The following is a 16671-nucleotide window of genomic DNA, read 5'->3' as shown; positions in this document are numbered from 1 at the left end:
GACACATCACCACTTTTATGTTAAAATTAATTCTGTAACAACTTTTTAGTAAAGATGTATAAACAATTGCAATATCCTTTTGTTATCTTTATAGGCGAAATCTTAACCTAATGTATTAAACCTCTTAATTACTCTAGAAAAATGAACAGAAATGAAATCGGTGTGAATGCCGGTAAGGTTTGGCAACTGCTTAGTAATAATGAGAAGTGGAGCTATGGACTTTTGAAGAGAAAATCCGGGCTGAAAGATAAAGAGCTGGGTGCCGCTTTGGGGTGGTTGTCAAGAGAGAGCAAAATAGAGTTCGATCAGTGCGATGAAGAGCTTTATGTATATCTCTGTGTGAATGTTTATATTGGCTGAAAGAGTTTGACGCTTTAACGAGAACAGAAGAATCTCCGGAGGAATGACAGCATAGTCAGCACTTCGGAGATTCTCGTTTTTTATCCTTTTTCTGCTTTATGTATCTTCCTTTCAATGGATTTCCGGAAATAATTCTGTTACTTTGCATCACGAATTAAAATGTAAGAAACAATGAGAAGTTTTGCCTCCGACAATAATTCCGGTGTGCATCCGTTGGTAATGGAAGCATTGAACCGGGCTAATATAGACCATTCTTTAGGATATGGCGATGATAAATGGACAGAAGAAGCCGTAGCGAAGATAAAGGAAACCTTTACGCCCAACTGTGTCCCCTTGTTTGTATTTAACGGAACGGGTAGCAACGTGGTAGCATTGCAGCTGATGACCCGTCCGTATCATTCCATCTTTTGTGCGGAAACGGCTCATATCTATGTAGATGAATGCGGCTCTCCTGTGAAAATGACAGGTTGTCAGATTCGCCCGATTGCCACTCCTGACGGTAAACTTACCCCGGAATTGATGCAACCCTATCTGCATGGTTTCGGCGATCAGCACCATTCGCAACCCAGAGCTCTCTATATTTCCCAATGTACCGAACTTGGCACCATCTATACTCCCGAAGAGTTAAAACGTCTGACTGACTTTGCCCATCTGAATGGTATGTATGTACACATGGACGGAGCCAGAATAGCCAATGCCTGTGCCGCTTTGAATCTTTCCTTAAAGGAACTGACAGTAGACTGCGGAGTCGATATTCTTAGTTTTGGCGGAACGAAGAACGGACTGATGATGGGAGAGTGCGTGATTGTATTTAATAAAGACCTGCAACCGGAAGCCCGCTTCATCCGTAAGCAATCCGCCCAGCTCGCTTCGAAGATGCGTTACCTCTCTTGCCAGTTTACGGCATACCTCACAGATAACCTCTGGCTGAAGAATGCCAACCATGCCAATGCAATGGCTGCCAAACTTTACACTGAATTGAAGAAACTGCCCGAAGTAACTTTCACTCAAAAAGCCGAAAGTAACCAGTTATTCCTCACCATGCCCCGCCCGGTTATCGACCGGATGCTAGAGTCTTACTTCTTTTATTTTTGGGACGAAGAGAAGAATGAAATCCGTCTGGTGACTTCTTTTGATACCACAGAGGAGGATGTAGACGAGTTTATAAGACTTTTAAAACGTTAAAAAGGAAATCCGGAACAACAAAAGCGCCTGAATATCTGTTTTTATAGGAAGTTTGAAACTAACTTTGTCCGCAAAGTTTTCTACTTCTTATGATTATGAATACTAGACAGAACAGGCTAATCATATTCGCGCTTTTGTTGTTGACACAAACCCCGTTGGGCGCACAGCTGCATTCTACTAAAATTGAACTGCCGGAGGATTCTATATCTGCAACCATGGAAGATTCCATTCCGGCAAAGCGCAGTTTCTTTAAAAAGTTTCTTGATTACTTCAATGACGCCAATAAGGAAAAAAAGAATAAAAAGTTTGATTTCAGTGTGATAGGCGGCCCACATTATTCCAGTGACACCAAGTTCGGACTCGGACTGGTGGCAGCCGGACTATATCGAACCGATCGGATTGATACGCTTCTTCCTCCCTCCAATGTCTCTCTTTACGGAGATGTGTCGACTGTCGGCTTCTATCTGTTGGGAGTCCGCGGAAATCATCTGTTTCCAAAAGATAAATACCGCTTGAATTACAATCTCTATTTCTATTCTTTTCCCAGTCTGTATTGGGGACGGGGATATGACAATGGAGCGAACTCTGATAACGAAAGCGATTATAAACGTTTTCAGGCACAGGTGAAAGTCGATTTTATGTTTCGGCTGGCAAAGAACTTCTACATCGGCCCGATGGCCGTATTCGATTATATCGACGGACGGAACTTTGAGAAACCGGAACTATGGGAAGGAATGGCCGCGCGAACCACTAATACCAGCCTGGGACTTTCCCTCCTTTACGATTCACGTGATTTCCTGACAAATGCATATCATGGCTATTATTTGCGGATAGACCAGCGGTTCAGTCCGGCTTTTCTCGGCAATAAATATGCGTTTAGCAGTACAGAACTGACTACCAGTTATTATCAGCCGGTATGGAAAGGTGGAGTGCTGGCAGGGCAATTCCACACATTGCTTACCTATGGCGATACCCCTTGGGGATTGATGGCAACATTGGGAAGTTCTTACTCCATGCGCGGATATTACGAAGGACGCTATCGGGACAAGGGAGCAATGGACGCGCAAATAGAACTCCGGCAACACGTCTGGAAACGGAATGGAGTAGCTGTATGGGTAGGAGCGGGAACGATTTTTCCACGACTTTCCGAGTTCACCCCGAAACACATTCTGCCTAATTATGGCTTCGGGTATCGTTGGGAATTTAAGAAGAGAGTAAATGTACGTTTGGATTTAGGGTTTGGCAAACACCAGACCGGATTTATTTTTAACATCAATGAAGCTTTTTAAAAATATAAAGAATTGGTTGGAAAATCAGGAACATCTGTTTTATCTGTTCCTGTTTATCTTGATAGTACCTAATATGGTACTCTGTTTTACAGAACCTTTACCATTTATGGCAAAAGTCGCCAATGTGTTGTTACCTTTCGGTTGCTATTACCTGTTGATGACTTTGTCGAGGAATTGCGGCAAGATGCTGTGGATTTTATTCCTGTTCCTGTTCTTCGGAGCCTTTCAGATCGTGTTGCTTTATTTATTCGGCCAGTCCATTATCGCTGTCGATATGTTTCTGAATCTGGTCACCACCAATTCGAGTGAGGCATTGGAACTGCTCGATAATCTCACACCTGCCATTATTGCTGTAATCATACTCTATGTACCTGCCCTGATATTAGGGACGATTTCAATTATACGTAAACGGAAACTTACGGTAGAGTTCATTCGCAGGGAACGGAAGAGAGCCTTCCTGGTCTTTGGAATCTCCCTCCTTAGTCTTGTCGGAGCCTATGTGCAGGATTCGGGATATGAGTTGAAATCTGATTTATACCCGCTAAACGTATGCTACAACGTAGGTCTTGCCTTTCAAAGAACAGCTCTGACACAGGATTACCACCGTACATCCAAAGACTTTACTTTCCATGCCCGGCCTACTCATCCGGAGGGAAAACGGGAAGTATATGTAATGGTCATAGGAGAAACCTCTCGTGCCCTAAACTGGCAATTGTATGGTTACGAACGTGAAACGAACCCGCTCTTATCCCGGCAAACGGGTCTGATTGCTTTCCCAAAAGTGTTGACAGAGTCGAATACGACACATAAAAGTGTCCCCATGCTGATGTCGGGTGCTACTGCCTGCAACTACGACTCTATCTACCATCAAAAAGGAATCATCACCGCTTTCAAAGAGGCAGGATTCCGGACGGCTTTTTTCTCCAACCAACGTTACAACCATTCATTTATCGACTTCTTCGGAATGGAAGCCGATACGTATGATTTTATAAAAGAAGATTCGGTCAGTTCTACCTATAATCCTTCTGACGACGAACTTCTGAAATTGGTGGAGGAGGAACTGGCGAAAGGTGCAACGAAACAATTCATCGTACTTCACACCTACGGTTCCCACTTTAACTATCGCGAACGTTACCCGTCGGAAGATGCTTTCTTTACGCCCGATTATCCGATGGAAGCAGAGAGAAAATACCGGGATAACCTGGTGAATGCCTATGACAACTCTATTCGTTACACGGATGATTTTCTGTCACGACTTATCCGTATGTTGGAAAAACAGCAGGTAGATGCCGCCATGCTCTACACTTCCGATCATGGAGAGGACATTTTCGACGATTCCCGTCATCTGTTCCTCCACGCTTCTCCCGTACCTTCTTATTATCAGCTTCATGTGCCATTCCTGATTTGGATGTCCGATGACTACCGCGAAACGTATCCCGAACGTTGGAATACCGCTATTGAAAATAAGGATAAGAATGTTTCTTCCAGCAGCTCTTTCTTCCCGACCATGCTGTCTTTAGGCGGAATAGAAACTCCTTACCGGGATGATTCTCAGGCTGTGACGGCTTCGTACTACGTCCTGAAACCGAGGGTTTATCTGAACGATCACAATGATCCCCGTCCGTTGGATGATTTGGGCATGAAGAAGCAAGACTTCCAGATGCTGGAAAAGAGGAATATCAAGTATTAAGTATTAGGTATTAATCCTTGTTAATTTTTGCATCCAAAAATGGGATTGGCGTGTTATTTGCCGTATGATGTATGAACGATTAAATTCATAAAACATGGCCTATATAGATTATTACAAGATTCTTGGAGTAGACAAAAGTGCTTCTCAGGATGATATCAAAAAGGCTTTTCGTAAGTTGGCCCGGAAATATCACCCTGATTTGAATCCTAATGACCCTAGTGCAAAGGATAAATTTCAGGAAATCAACGAAGCCAATGAAGTACTGAGTGACCCCGAGAAACGTAAAAAGTATGATGAGTACGGAGAACATTGGAAGCATGCCGATGAATTCGAAGCGCAGAAACGTGCACAGCAACAAGCCGGAGGCTTTGGCGGTGCAGGAGGTTTCGGCGGATTCGGCGGTGCGGGTCAGGGTTTCTCCGACGGTAACGGAACCTATTGGTATAGTTCCGATGGAGAAGGATTTTCCGGTGGCAACGCTAGTGGATTTTCCGATTTCTTCGAATCAATGTTCGGACATCGGGGAGGAAGAGGACAAGGTTCTGCGGGATTCCGCGGACAGGACTTTAATGCCGAACTTCATCTTTCCCTTCGTGATGCTGCTCAAACGCATAAGCAGATATTGACTGTAAATGGTAAACAGGTACGTATCACTATCCCTGCCGGTGTAGCCGACGGACAGGTTATTAAACTGAAAGGCTACGGAGCCGAAGGTGTCAACGGAGGACCTGCGGGCGACTTGTACATTACGTTCGTTATAGCCGAAGACCCGGTGTTCAAACGCCTGGGCGACGATCTGTACGTAGATGTGGAGGTAGATCTTTACTCTGCCGTATTGGGAGGCGAGAAAGTTGTCGACACGCTGGACGGTAAAGTGAAACTGAAGATAAAACCGGAAACGCAGAACGGTACGAAAGTCCGTCTGAAAGGTAAAGGATTCCCGGTTTATAAGAAGGAAGGACAATTCGGTGACTTGATTGTGACCTATTCTGTCAAGATTCCTACGAACTTGACCGACAAACAGAAAGAGTTGTTCCGTCAATTACAGAGTATGAACTAAAATGAATGAGTACTATGCAGACTGAATTAATAATTATCAGTGAATACTGTCACAAATGTCATATTGAGCCTTCATTCATCGAAATGTTGGAAGAGGGCGGTTTGATTAACGTGCATACCGAAGGCGGTGAACATTATCTGCTTTTGTCGGAACTCCCGAACGTGGAACGTTATAGCAGAATGTACTATGACTTATCCATCAACATGGAAGGTATCGATGCCATTCATCATTTGCTGGAAAGGATGGAAGATATGAGGCACGAAATGCGTTCGCTTCGCAAACAACTTTTGCTGTACCGGGAACGGGAAATAGAAGATATGGACTGGTAAAAAAATAGAGCCTCTGTTTGATTCGAACAGAGGCTCTATTTATAGTAAACGGAGGCTCTGATTCATTCAATCAGAGCCTCCGTTTTTTCAGGATGTTTATGCCGTTATTTTATAATACAATATACGTGCAAATCTCTTCCAGATAGCGTGCGTCGATAGTGTCGAAGCTATCCAATGTATCACTGTCGATATCCAGCACCCCGACAACTTTCCCCTGCTTGAGGATCGGTACTACTATTTCCGATTTCGAGTCCGAACTACAGGCTATGTGTCCAGGAAACTGCTCTACATCAGGAACAATCAGTGTACGGGCTTCTTTCCAAGCGGTTCCGCAAACTCCTCTGCCAAAGCGGATGCGAGTGCAGGCAATGGGGCCTTGAAACGGACCCAGTACGAGTTCTTCCTCTTTCACAAGGTAAAAGCCTACCCAGAAGAAACCGAAAGTCTGCTTTAAGGCTGCTGCCATGTTGGCAAGATTGGCAATGAGATCTGCTTCCGTACTTACCAAAGCATGCAGTTGCGGAAGTAACTCCCGATACTTTTCTTCCTTGCTTCCTGTGTGGATGATTAAATTTTCTGCCATCTCTTTACTATTTGATTTGGTTCAGGATGCTCGGATCTTTTATCTTATCGTCTTCTGCAAAGAAGATAATCTTAGTCAGTATCTCGGCAGTCTTCGGATCTTCATCTACGAAAGGCAGGAACAGGCGTCCGCGATTTTGCGAATGTACCGGAAGAACGGCTATCTGTGCACCACCTTCCTGATGGATCACACCGCTGCCCAGATGGATATTATACTTACCCAGTTTGCCTTCAATGTGAGCGAAACTTCCTTTTATCGTCACGTTCTTGAAATGGAACAACGGCATTGTCAGTTCCACCAGCACGCTGCGCATCTCGATGGTAGAGTGGCTGGTTTCCGGATCGACGCTTCCGGCATGAGCTACACTTACTGCCAAGTCTACGTCCCTCATCACTTCCGAGAAGATGACAGGAGGAATCTCCGAGATTTTCATCAGCTTGTAGTCCTTGCGGTTGTGGAAGCAGACATATTCTAATGTCGGAGCTTCGATGTCGGCAGGAGAGAACCAGTCTGCCATCGCATAGATGGTGGCGATGATGTTCTCTTTGTAATAGATCTTTTGGAGACCGTCTTCATAGTCGGCTACCCAGCGACGGCCTTTCAGTACGGCAACCGTTTTCTGCGGTTGGATCTGGTTGCCGGCATAGCGGCGGGATTGAGTGGCTTCTATTTCTTCCGGAGTCGGAACGTAAAGTTCGCGGAATACCTGTTTGAAAGGTTGGCGGATTGATTTATCGAACAGGAATTTTTGATAAGCATGCCAGTCTCCGCTTGTATACAGGTCTGTGGGGTGCGCGATGCGTAACTCGTCTTTCGGTTTTAACGGGAGGCAAACGGCATTCACTGTAATCAGCAATCCATCGGTGTAGAAGCCCGTCTGTCCGTTGCAGATGAAGACGAGATGTTTCAGTAATGGCCAGATAACAGGATTCTGCATCAGCTTGCGCAATTCGTTTTCTTCAAAATGGGTGCAGTCTTCCATCGCCTGTTCCAGCATGATGCGCGAACGGGTGTACTGGTCTTTCAGCTTTTTGTGTACTGCTTTCAGTTCTTCTATATACGGATGCTTTTTCAGCTTGGCAGGCATGCTGTTGAGCTCTTTGCCGTCTTTGATTTGCTTAATCTCCGATTTACCTTCCTCGTTGATTTGTACATACACTTCTACGCCGTCTATCTCTTTGGGGGACAGGTAGGGAAGAAGTTCTTTAATCAGTTCGGTTTCCATGCTCCAGGTCAGGCGGGTAACGTCTCCGTAACCGGAGTTGCGTGCCAGGTTTTGCAGAGCGATGTTTACCGCTTTCTTTTCGCTTTCCTGTCTTTGAGCACCGAATTCCTTGCTCTCTTTCAGGAACTTTTGCAGGTATTGATAACGATCCAGCAGTTCTTTATCCGGCTTCCGTCCCAATGGGATGAGGCCGTAGCTCATCAATAAGTCTTTGTTGCGCTTGGCTATTATTTCTTTCTTTATATCTGCCGCCTTCACTGCACCGTTGGTAGCATCGGCAAACTTACGGGCACGGGTATGGCTGTTGCTGCATGAAATATATTTGGCGGCATTGTAGACCACTTCGAAGCGTTGCTTGCCAATTGTCTTAAATGCATCTTTGAACCAGTCGATGTCAAAAGCACCTTCCCGCAGGTCATCTACGTCGATGGGGGTGTAGCGGGCGATAATCGCTTTCTTCTTGTCGTCACACGTTTCATTGGTGTGGGCGTGGAAATAATAGGCTGCACTTGTCAGTCCTTTCCAGCCTATTGCCTTTTCAGTCAGTTCAATCCATTGTGGGGCGAACATGGCGGCTTCTACCAGTCGCTCGTCGCTGATTTCGGCTTGTTTCGCCAGTTTCTTCAGATTCTCGCTGGTGTCCGTAGGCAGGGGATGACAAGCATGGAGCAGACTGCTCAATACACCCCGTTTGGTGCTGCCCCAGTTGTAACTGTCACGTATGAAAGTATCTTTGCCAAATGCTTGCAGAATACGGATAAATGTTTCAGCTCCATAGACGTAGCTTAGTTCTTCTGCAAGGGAGGTGACTTGTGTCTCGGAGTCTCCACGTTTTAATTCAATTTCAAGAATCCGGTCTACCACCTTTTGGGCGAGGGAACGGAAGAGGGAGAAGTCGATGTTTTTGATATCGGCGTATCTTTCTTTTTCCTTGTTGAAACGAACGTTGTCGTTCAATACCATGGTGATTGCTTTGATCTGGCTGGGAGAGCTGATGCGTCCCATCATTTCACGGTATACTTCCTCTGTCGGGATGATTCCCAGCATCCAGGCACGGGCGAAGTCTGTGGCATGAAGATAAGAGTCTGTTTCCTCTAGTTCGGGGGTGTGCTCCATGTAGTTGGTGAGCTTATAAAGCTGATAGCGCACTGTGAAGTAACGGATAAATAGATCATCATTCATGGGCTTTTGAGGCATTTCGAGCCAGAAGTTCACGAATTTGTTGTTATGTATCGGATAAACGACCTGTTTTTCTCCGTATTCCAGTTTGTCCCGAAGCCATGCATGCTTACTGGTGTATTGGCGGAAGATGTTTTTGGTATTTAGCAAAGGCAATAGTTGGAGCAGCATATTGACGGCCAGTCGTTGATAGACGGCTTCATCTTTGTATTCGTATGCCAGTGCTTCGATGATGTCACTCATCTGTTCATAGTACGGCATCTTGCGGAGGTCTTTCTGCAATCCGCGGTAAGTGATGCCGGCATACATCCGGTTGACAAGCGGCTCAAAAGTATTACTTGATTTCTGGTCTGCCTTGATGTCTTCTTCATCTTCCTCGTCGGAGTCGTCTTCGTCTTTAGCGGTACCTGTCGATGCAAGCATGAAACTCATCATCAGCAATTTGTCGTAGCTTCCTATTTCTTCTTCGTAGAAGGCTTTCCACAATTCCGGGAATCCGAGTCCGCTCAATCCTCCGTAGTTGCTCCAGTTTATAAGGACACTGTTACCTACCAGACGTGCTTCTCCGTAACCATTTTTGAATTCTTCATTCTTGTAGGTTTCGATGTATTTGCTTAGTTTTTTGAAAACGAGTTTGGCCCTTCCAAAGCAGATGAATTCGAATGCTTTTTTAACGTTAAATCCTTTGTCCTGGGTAATTTCCGGCAGACTGACTTCAAGAGACGGATCGTACAGACCGAAACCGTTATCTTTGGTATAATGTTGTGTGACGCTCTCTTCTGTTCCATCGCCAATCAGAGATTCTATCAATACTTTTTCTTTCGGGTTCGGCTTCTGAATCTCTTTAACTGTCGGGATCAATTCCTGATAGATATCTTGCAGGAATTCTACATTGTGTATGGTCTTCATCATGTCCAATCCTGCCAGGCGGCGTTCGGCAACCTTGTCTGTTAGCAAGCGGCGGATGCTGTCGGCTAGCTGTTCTTTGGGCTGTTTCATCAGCAGGTTGATAGCATGGATACGCATTTCGCTGTATTTGAAGCGCAGTAACTCTTCTACTTTCTGGTTTTGTTCGGGCGATAAGGTCATCTCGGACAATGCTTTATATGCTTCTTCACGCACATCTTGCGAACGGTCTCCCAGTGATTGCAGTACATATTCTTCCTGTAGCGGACTGGTCGGTGGAGCTAATACAACACCGATATAGCCTGCCCGCATATAAGTATCCAGAGAGGGCAGATAGCTGCAAAGATCGTCTTTCAATGCAGAATTATTAGTCATCCAGGTGATATATGCCATTTTGAGAACGATTTCCGAACGGGTGAGTTCTGTGCTTTCCCAAGGGAATACATAAGGAGAATAAATCTCTTTGGCAGAGATGGACTGATAGATTTGCTTCAGATATTCATAATGGCGGACCGCCTCTTCTTTGCTATCAAAATAGTCGTGGAGTGACGGGGCGTCTTTGTGCCCTCCATACCGGCTAAGATAGAGACCGGACAGATACAACGGTAAGATAGCCGCTACCACCGACGGTTCCTTATGCCATCTTTCGAAGGCATTTTTGCTGATTCGGTGGTTCATGCCGGAATATTGTGTACAGCGCAAGAAATAAAGTAACGTCTGTACCTGATATTTAGCACCTTTCTTGATAATTTCCGGCACAAGCGTCTGAATCTCTTCCGTATTATAGAATCCGATGCTCCATAAAGCCAGATAGAGTTCGACTGTATCTTTGCTTTGAAGAGCAGCGTGTGCCTGTTTCCGGTCGTTCAGAAAACGATGGATCAGTTCTACATATTTATTGGTGATACGTTCGCTGCTGTCTTGTTCTCCAATCCCCGTACTGACTGCAATACCGCGTTTCACGGAAGCAAATCGTTCCAGACCGTTGTCGCAGATGACCGAGAAAAGATGGAGATAACTTTCGGGACATCCTTCGTCCATCGTTTCCACGATAGCTTGACGGAGCCCTTCCTGTAATTTGGCTGCCAGAAGTAACTTTCCTTCCAGTTCCAGTAAGGGGCGGTATCCGCTCATTGCAATAGCCTGAAAATGTCCCTGATTGAGGCGGTTGGCGTTATTTTCGCTGGTTAGCACGCTGTTGAGATGCTTAATGACAGTCTGGTTGCCTTCTGCTATTTGGGCGGCCATCCAGTTCTGGCAGTTCATCGAATCCTTGTATGCTTCTATTTCTTCCGGAGTGTTTCCTCCGTTCAGTACGGCTTGATCCGTAAATCCGGTGGCGCGCAGTTTCAGAAACTGGGTCAATGCATCTATAACGTGGCCGATATGCAGAAGAGGATTTGCCGACCGTTGCGACCGGCGCGAGTATCCGTGAGTGTACGGACACCGTGCTTTGAGCTCCAGATAGGTGTGGAACAGGTGGGCGTACTCGTCTCCCAATAGATAGCGGAGTAGCTTGTTCAACTTACCGTCAAAAAGATTGGCAACGCTTTTAATCTTCTCTTCTTGGATAATATAGATGATGCAAGGCTCTAATTTATCGCTGTATGCACCATATCGGGTATCCATGTTGAAGTATTGCATGAATACATCCAACAGTGTCATTGTCTCTTTGTCTAAACTGGTTCTCTTTTTTGTTAACCTTTCAAGGTATGGAGCAATCCGTTTATTTAATGCGTCATTATAAATCAGTCTCATGATTCTTTTCGTTTTCAATGTGTTTTATAGGATAATGATTACCACAATCTTCCCGACAGCATGGCGAGCCGGATGAAGGTCAGGGTCGATTCTTCTTTAAGTTGGATGGGAGAGGATAAGTCCCCGGCTTCCGCATCATCCATGAAGATACGAAAAATCCCGTCCTCGTAGGATTGCAGGGCATTGGTGATCGCTTCGACTTCTACAGCTGGTTTGCCGTTATAATTTACTGCAAACCCTACTTTGCCGGAAGCTGTTTTATTTTCCACTTCTTCCTGTGTGAGGTATTTCAGCACTTCGCTCTGTTGCAAGCGTTCATTGTATTCGCAGACTTGCCAACTGACGATGGCTTCGATCAACCCCTGTACATTGACAGGCGGAACAGGAAAATCGATAGGAATCTTTTCGATACTGCACTTTCGTTTTCCTAACTGTTTGACTTGGATATATACTCTCATATTCTCTTTATTGGGTGATCTGAATACTTGATGTAATGGCATTCAGATCGGTTTCAGCTTCTTCGTCATAGACAAGCATGACAATGGCAAAAGATCGTTTCTTGCTCTCTTGAAAATAATGCAACACTATTTGTTTTACATCCTCTCCCGGTTCATCAGGAGCCCCGATGTGCAGGGGATTCGTGATCTTTGTCATAGGGAGTCCGTTGATGTTGACATTGCTTAGTTGGTAATCTTCTGACGGTTCCCCTTGTGCATTTCTCGGGAGAGTGAGTGATAACTCTTTCATGTGTTCAAACTCCTTCTGCGTGTCGTAGGTGAGGGCGGTAATCGTTAATTGATTCCCTCCGTTGACCAGCATGAGTAATGGAGGTTCCGCACCGTCAATTATTCCTTTTGCTCCTGCTATTTTTGTCCAGTTGGTAGGATACTGGCAACTGAATTTGGTGGCTGCATCATAATAAGACAGCCACGTATCGTCATTGCCGACAGGCGTATATGCCGGAACTTTCCTGCTGGAAAGATTGTCCGTAGCATTCACAGTGGAATGATTACTGTTCTCGTTTTCTTCTTCCAGTTCGCCATTCAGATAGGCTTCCACAATACCGCTTTCCCATTCATTACGTATCTCCGGGTAAAGAGGAGGAACGTTTTTGCACAGAATCATGAAGCTGAACAGGAATATACAGAATATACCAAGCTCCCCGATGATGGAGACAGTCCGCTGTGCATCGGGTTTCTCGAACTTGTAGCCGACCACGTATATAATTCCCAGAACAAACCCGCTTAACAACCCGCCAATATGGGCGGCATTATCAATGCCGGCTTTCATCCCGTAAACTAGATTATACCCCACAAAAATGAGGATGCTGGTTAACAATGCCTTTCGTTGTTCTTTGGCGATGCGATGAAAGAGGAGGAACGCAAGGAATATACCGTAAAGTCCGAAGATAGATCCGGAAGCTCCGGCGCTGATTGTCTCACCGTGCATATACAGGCTGAATGCAGCCGAACATAATCCGGTTAGCAGGTATGAAACGAACATACGGCGTCCTCCTATCAGTTCTTCCAACAGAAGTCCTACATACATGAAAGCATACATGTTCATCAGGAGATGGAAAGCTCCGATATGTATGAAGTTGCAAGTCACTGTGCGCCACCAGTCACCAGTGAGAGTTAGCGGTCCGAAGTCGGCTCCCCATTTCAGTAGTGACAGAGTGGAAGGGGACATAATACCCACTCCGGAAGCAATCATCACAATGAATACAAGAATGTTGATGTCTATCAGGATGGGGGTCGCTATGAATCCTTTGCGGGGAATGAAGAAAGACAGGAAGGAGTTTTTTTTCTTTTCTTCTTCTATATAAGCTTTTTCTTCTTCCGTGAGCGGTCGGTTGAACTCTTCTTCGAAATCTTCTGCTCTCCGGCTTAGCTCTTCCAGAGTGAGTGAAGTCCTTATTTCTTCCATCGCCTCCCGTAATTTCTGTATATTTTTTCTGTTCTTTCCATAATCAACAAATTGTACGGAAGAAGACTGGCTGCGAACGGATACTTCTCCGTCACTTTCCTTTTCTATAGTAAAGGTTATTACCTCTCCGTGAGAGTACATATTGAACGGGACTTCAAACCGGACTCCTTCCGGAGTCACTTCTCTGATATTCCACTCAAGTTTTTGAGAAGCTTCGAGAGCCAATATAAGGATTTCCGTGTTGGATAAACCAGGCAGATGTAGTTTGTCATTATATGAAGGTTTGAGTGCCATATTTCTATCTTTATCTAGAGTCATCAATTAAAAAATAACTTATCTCACTGACAAATGTATAGAATAATAATGGAAAATAATAGAATATGACAAATAAAAAAAGCATCCATTTCGTAAGAAAGGATGCTTTTATGAGATTTAGTCGATTATTTGTTACTTTTTGTAGAAAGCCAAATCTTCTTTGTCGAAGTTTTCGATGAAGTTTGCGTGCTTTTCCACTTCCGCTTCTGCATAGTTCAAATATACGTGTGCAGATTTGGAGAACAGTTCGGAAGCTTTGCTGGCATCTTGAATCAACAGGTGACACATGATAATGTCAGCAGCCATTTCCATCAATTTGCGGGCAGTGAAGTCAAGTAATTCCTGATCTTGTGCTTCTTTTACAGCGTTGGTGCTTGCTTCAAATTTGTCAGCCATCTTCTTCAGGCGAGACATCAGCGGTTCCATTTCCGGTGAACAAGGAATGGCCTCAAACTCGCGGATAGTAGCGATATAAGAACCATTGGTCACATAACGGATAGCGGCTACAGTCTGCAACTGGGTAGTTCCTTCGTAGATGCTGGTGATACGCGCGTCGCGATAGATGCGTTGGCAAGCATATTCCATCATGAATCCTGAACCACCGTGAATCTGGATGCAGTCGTAAGCGTTCTGGTTAGCATATTCAGAGTTCATCCCCTTGGCCAGCGGAGTAAAGCTGTCTGCCAGTTTGGCGTATTTCTTCTGTTCCTGACGTTCTTCCGGAGTCAGTTTGCGTTCGCGGGTGATGTCATCCAGAGCTTTGTAGATGTCTACATAGCGGGCTGTTTGATACAGCAAAGCACGTCCGGCGTCCAATTTACCTTTCATGATAGCCAGCATGTCATATACTGCCGGGAACTCGATGATCGCTTTGCCGAACTGCTTACGGTCTTTGGCATAAGCCAATCCTTCATTGTAAGCTGCCTGACTCAATCCTACGGACTGTGCGGCAATACCCAGACGGGCACCGTTCATCAAAGCCATTACATATTTAATCAAACCGAGTTTGCGGTCACCGCAAAGTTCAGCTTTTGCATTCTTGTATACCAATTCGCAAGTAGGGGAACCATGGATACCGAGTTTATTTTCGATACGGCGCACATTTACACCCCCTTGGCGTTTGTCATAGATGAACATAGACAAGCCACGACCGTCTCTTGTTCCTTCTTCCGAACGTGCCAGTACGAGGTGGATATCAGCGTCACCGTTTGTAATGAAACGTTTCACGCCGTTCAGCAACCAGCATCCGTCTTTTTCGCTGTAAGTAGCTTTCAGCATAACAGATTGAAGGTCGGAACCTGCATCCGGTTCTGTCAAGTCCATGGACATTGTTTCGCCTTGGCATACACGAGGGATGAAGCGGCTGTGTTGGTCTGCATTACCGAATTCGTACAGCGTTTCGATACAGTCCTGCAAAGACCAGATATTTCCGAAACCGGCGTCGGCGGCAGCCACGATTTCCGCGCACATGGTGTACGGAGTGATCGGGAAATTCAAACCACCGAATTTGCGTGGCATGGTCATGCCGTTTAGTCCGGCTTTCACCATAGCATCCAGATTCTGTTTGGTTCCGGAAGCATATTCTACGCGACCGTTGGCACAGTGAGGACCTTCTTCGTCTACACCTTCTGCGTTAGCGGCAATGATTTCTCCTGTGATTTCTCCGGTAATCTCCAATACTTTGTCGTAAGAGTCTACAGCATCTTCGAAGTCCAGCGGAGCATAGTCGAATTCATCTTTATCTCTGTAATTGCGTTCTTTGAGTTCGCAAATACGTTTCATCATCGGATTGTTCAAGTGATACTTGAGTTCCGGTATGTCTGTATAATAATTAGCCATCTTTCCTTACTTGCTATTTTGTTTATAATACTTAATCATCTTCGGCACAACTTCTTCAATACTTCCGTTGATTACGTAATCGGCAATCGTATTGATCGGAGCGTCCGGATCGTTGTTGATGGAGATGATGATACCACTTTCCTGCATACCGGCGATATGCTGAATTTGTCCGGAGATACCGCAAGCGATGTAGAGTTTCGGACGAACGGTGACACCTGTTTGTCCGATCTGGCGATCATGGTCTGCGAAACCTGCGTCAACAGCTGCACGGCTGGCACCTACTTCTGCGTGAAGTTCTTTAGCGAGGTCGAACAGCAGGTCGAAGTTTTCTTTCGAACCTACACCGTAACCACCGGCTACGATAATCGGGGAACCTTTCAGGTTGTTCTTGGCCTTTTCTACGTGGCGTTCGATCACTTTCACTACGTAGTCTGTGTCAGCTACATACTTTTTCACGTCGTGACGGATCACTTCTCCCTGATAAGTCGGAGAGAGGATTTCTTTCTTCATCACACCTTCGCGAACGGTTGCCATCTGCGGGCGGTGTTCCGGGTTTACAATCGTAGCAACGATGTTACCGCCGAATGCCGGACGGATTTGGTACAACAGGTTCTTGTAAGTCTTACCTTCTTTTTTGTCTTCGTGGTCACCGATTTCAAGTGAAGTACAGTCGGCAGTCAATCCGCTGGTCAGAGCAGAAGAAACGCGTGGACCGAGGTCACGACCGATAACGGTAGCACCCATCAAACAGATTTGCGGTTGCTCTTCTTTGAAGAGGTTCACCAGAATAGCTGTGTGAGGAAGTGATGTATAAGGGTAAAGTCCTTCACCGTCGAAAACGTGAAGTTTATCTACTCCGTAAGGAAGGATTTGTTTTTCAATATCTTTGAGGCCGCTTCCGGCAACTACAGCTTCGAGCTGACAGTTCAACTGGTTGGCTAACGAACGACCTTTGGTCAGAAGTTCGAGGCTAACGTCTGCAACGTTACCTTCTTCTATTTCGCAATATACAAATAAGTTATTCATG

At 45.3% G+C, this 16671-nt stretch carries 12 protein-coding genes; 6 read left to right on the top strand and 6 right to left on the bottom strand.

What is annotated here, in order from left to right; genetic code table 11:
• The first annotated feature begins 141 nt into the window (after positions 1–141).
• From CJF29_RS17930 to CJF29_RS17905, 6 genes are all read left to right on the top strand, one after another.
• Complete coding sequence (locus tag CJF29_RS17930; RefSeq protein WP_004301053.1) at positions 142–360, top strand: winged helix-turn-helix domain-containing protein; 219 nt, start codon at positions 142–144, stop codon at positions 358–360.
• Between the two features lie 171 nt (positions 361–531).
• Complete coding sequence (locus tag CJF29_RS17925) at positions 532–1545, top strand: threonine aldolase family protein (RefSeq protein WP_074637949.1); 1014 nt, start codon at positions 532–534, stop codon at positions 1543–1545.
• 89 nt (positions 1546–1634) lie between these two features.
• Positions 1635–2834, top strand: a complete 1200-nt coding sequence (locus CJF29_RS17920; protein ID WP_004301038.1) for a BamA/TamA family outer membrane protein — start codon at positions 1635–1637, stop codon at positions 2832–2834.
• Positions 2821–4524, top strand: a complete 1704-nt coding sequence (locus CJF29_RS17915; protein WP_008644785.1) for a phosphoethanolamine transferase — start codon at positions 2821–2823, stop codon at positions 4522–4524. Before CJF29_RS17920 ends, CJF29_RS17915 begins: the two co-directional genes overlap by 14 nt.
• Before the next feature lie 94 nt (positions 4525–4618).
• Entirely contained in the window at positions 4619–5584 is a 966-nt protein-coding gene (locus tag CJF29_RS17910; protein WP_004327076.1) for a DnaJ C-terminal domain-containing protein, read from the top strand.
• A gap of 14 nt (positions 5585–5598) precedes the next feature.
• Complete coding sequence (locus tag CJF29_RS17905; RefSeq protein ID WP_176553134.1) at positions 5599–5913, top strand: chaperone modulator CbpM; 315 nt, start codon at positions 5599–5601, stop codon at positions 5911–5913.
• Positions 5914–6022: 109 nt separating this feature from the next.
• Here the strand turns inward: CJF29_RS17905 and CJF29_RS17900 are convergent, their stop codons facing one another.
• The 6 genes from CJF29_RS17900 to CJF29_RS17875 all read right to left on the bottom strand — a co-directional run bounded on the left by CJF29_RS17900 (position 6023) and on the right by CJF29_RS17875 (position 16670).
• Positions 6023–6496: a GAF domain-containing protein gene (locus tag CJF29_RS17900; RefSeq protein WP_004327073.1), complete on the bottom strand. Its 474-nt coding sequence runs from the start codon at positions 6494–6496 to the stop codon at positions 6023–6025.
• 7 nt (positions 6497–6503) lie between these two features.
• Complete coding sequence (locus tag CJF29_RS17895) at positions 6504–11564, bottom strand: DUF4132 domain-containing protein (RefSeq protein WP_099146569.1); 5061 nt, start codon at positions 11562–11564, stop codon at positions 6504–6506.
• Between the two features lie 38 nt (positions 11565–11602).
• A complete protein-coding gene (locus CJF29_RS17890; RefSeq protein WP_074556967.1) occupies positions 11603–12022 on the bottom strand; it encodes a hypothetical protein in 420 nt (139 codons plus the stop codon).
• A gap of 7 nt (positions 12023–12029) precedes the next feature.
• On the bottom strand, positions 12030–13784 hold the full coding sequence (locus CJF29_RS17885) for a rhomboid family intramembrane serine protease (protein WP_074556926.1): 1755 nt from the start codon (positions 13782–13784) through the stop codon (positions 12030–12032).
• A gap of 153 nt (positions 13785–13937) precedes the next feature.
• The gene (locus CJF29_RS17880; RefSeq protein ID WP_074556924.1) at positions 13938–15644 is read right to left on the bottom strand and encodes an acyl-CoA dehydrogenase family protein; all 1707 of its coding nucleotides are present in this window, start codon (positions 15642–15644) and stop codon (positions 13938–13940) included.
• Between the two features lie 6 nt (positions 15645–15650).
• On the bottom strand, positions 15651–16670 hold the full coding sequence (locus CJF29_RS17875; protein ID WP_074556922.1) for an electron transfer flavoprotein subunit alpha/FixB family protein: 1020 nt from the start codon (positions 16668–16670) through the stop codon (positions 15651–15653).
• Position 16671: the final 1 nt, after the last annotated feature.

The sequence above is a fragment of the Bacteroides celer genome, from assembly GCF_002632415.2.
GTDB lineage: Bacteria > Bacteroidota > Bacteroidia > Bacteroidales > Bacteroidaceae > Bacteroides.
This window is presented reverse-complemented; position numbering and strand designations above follow the sequence as displayed.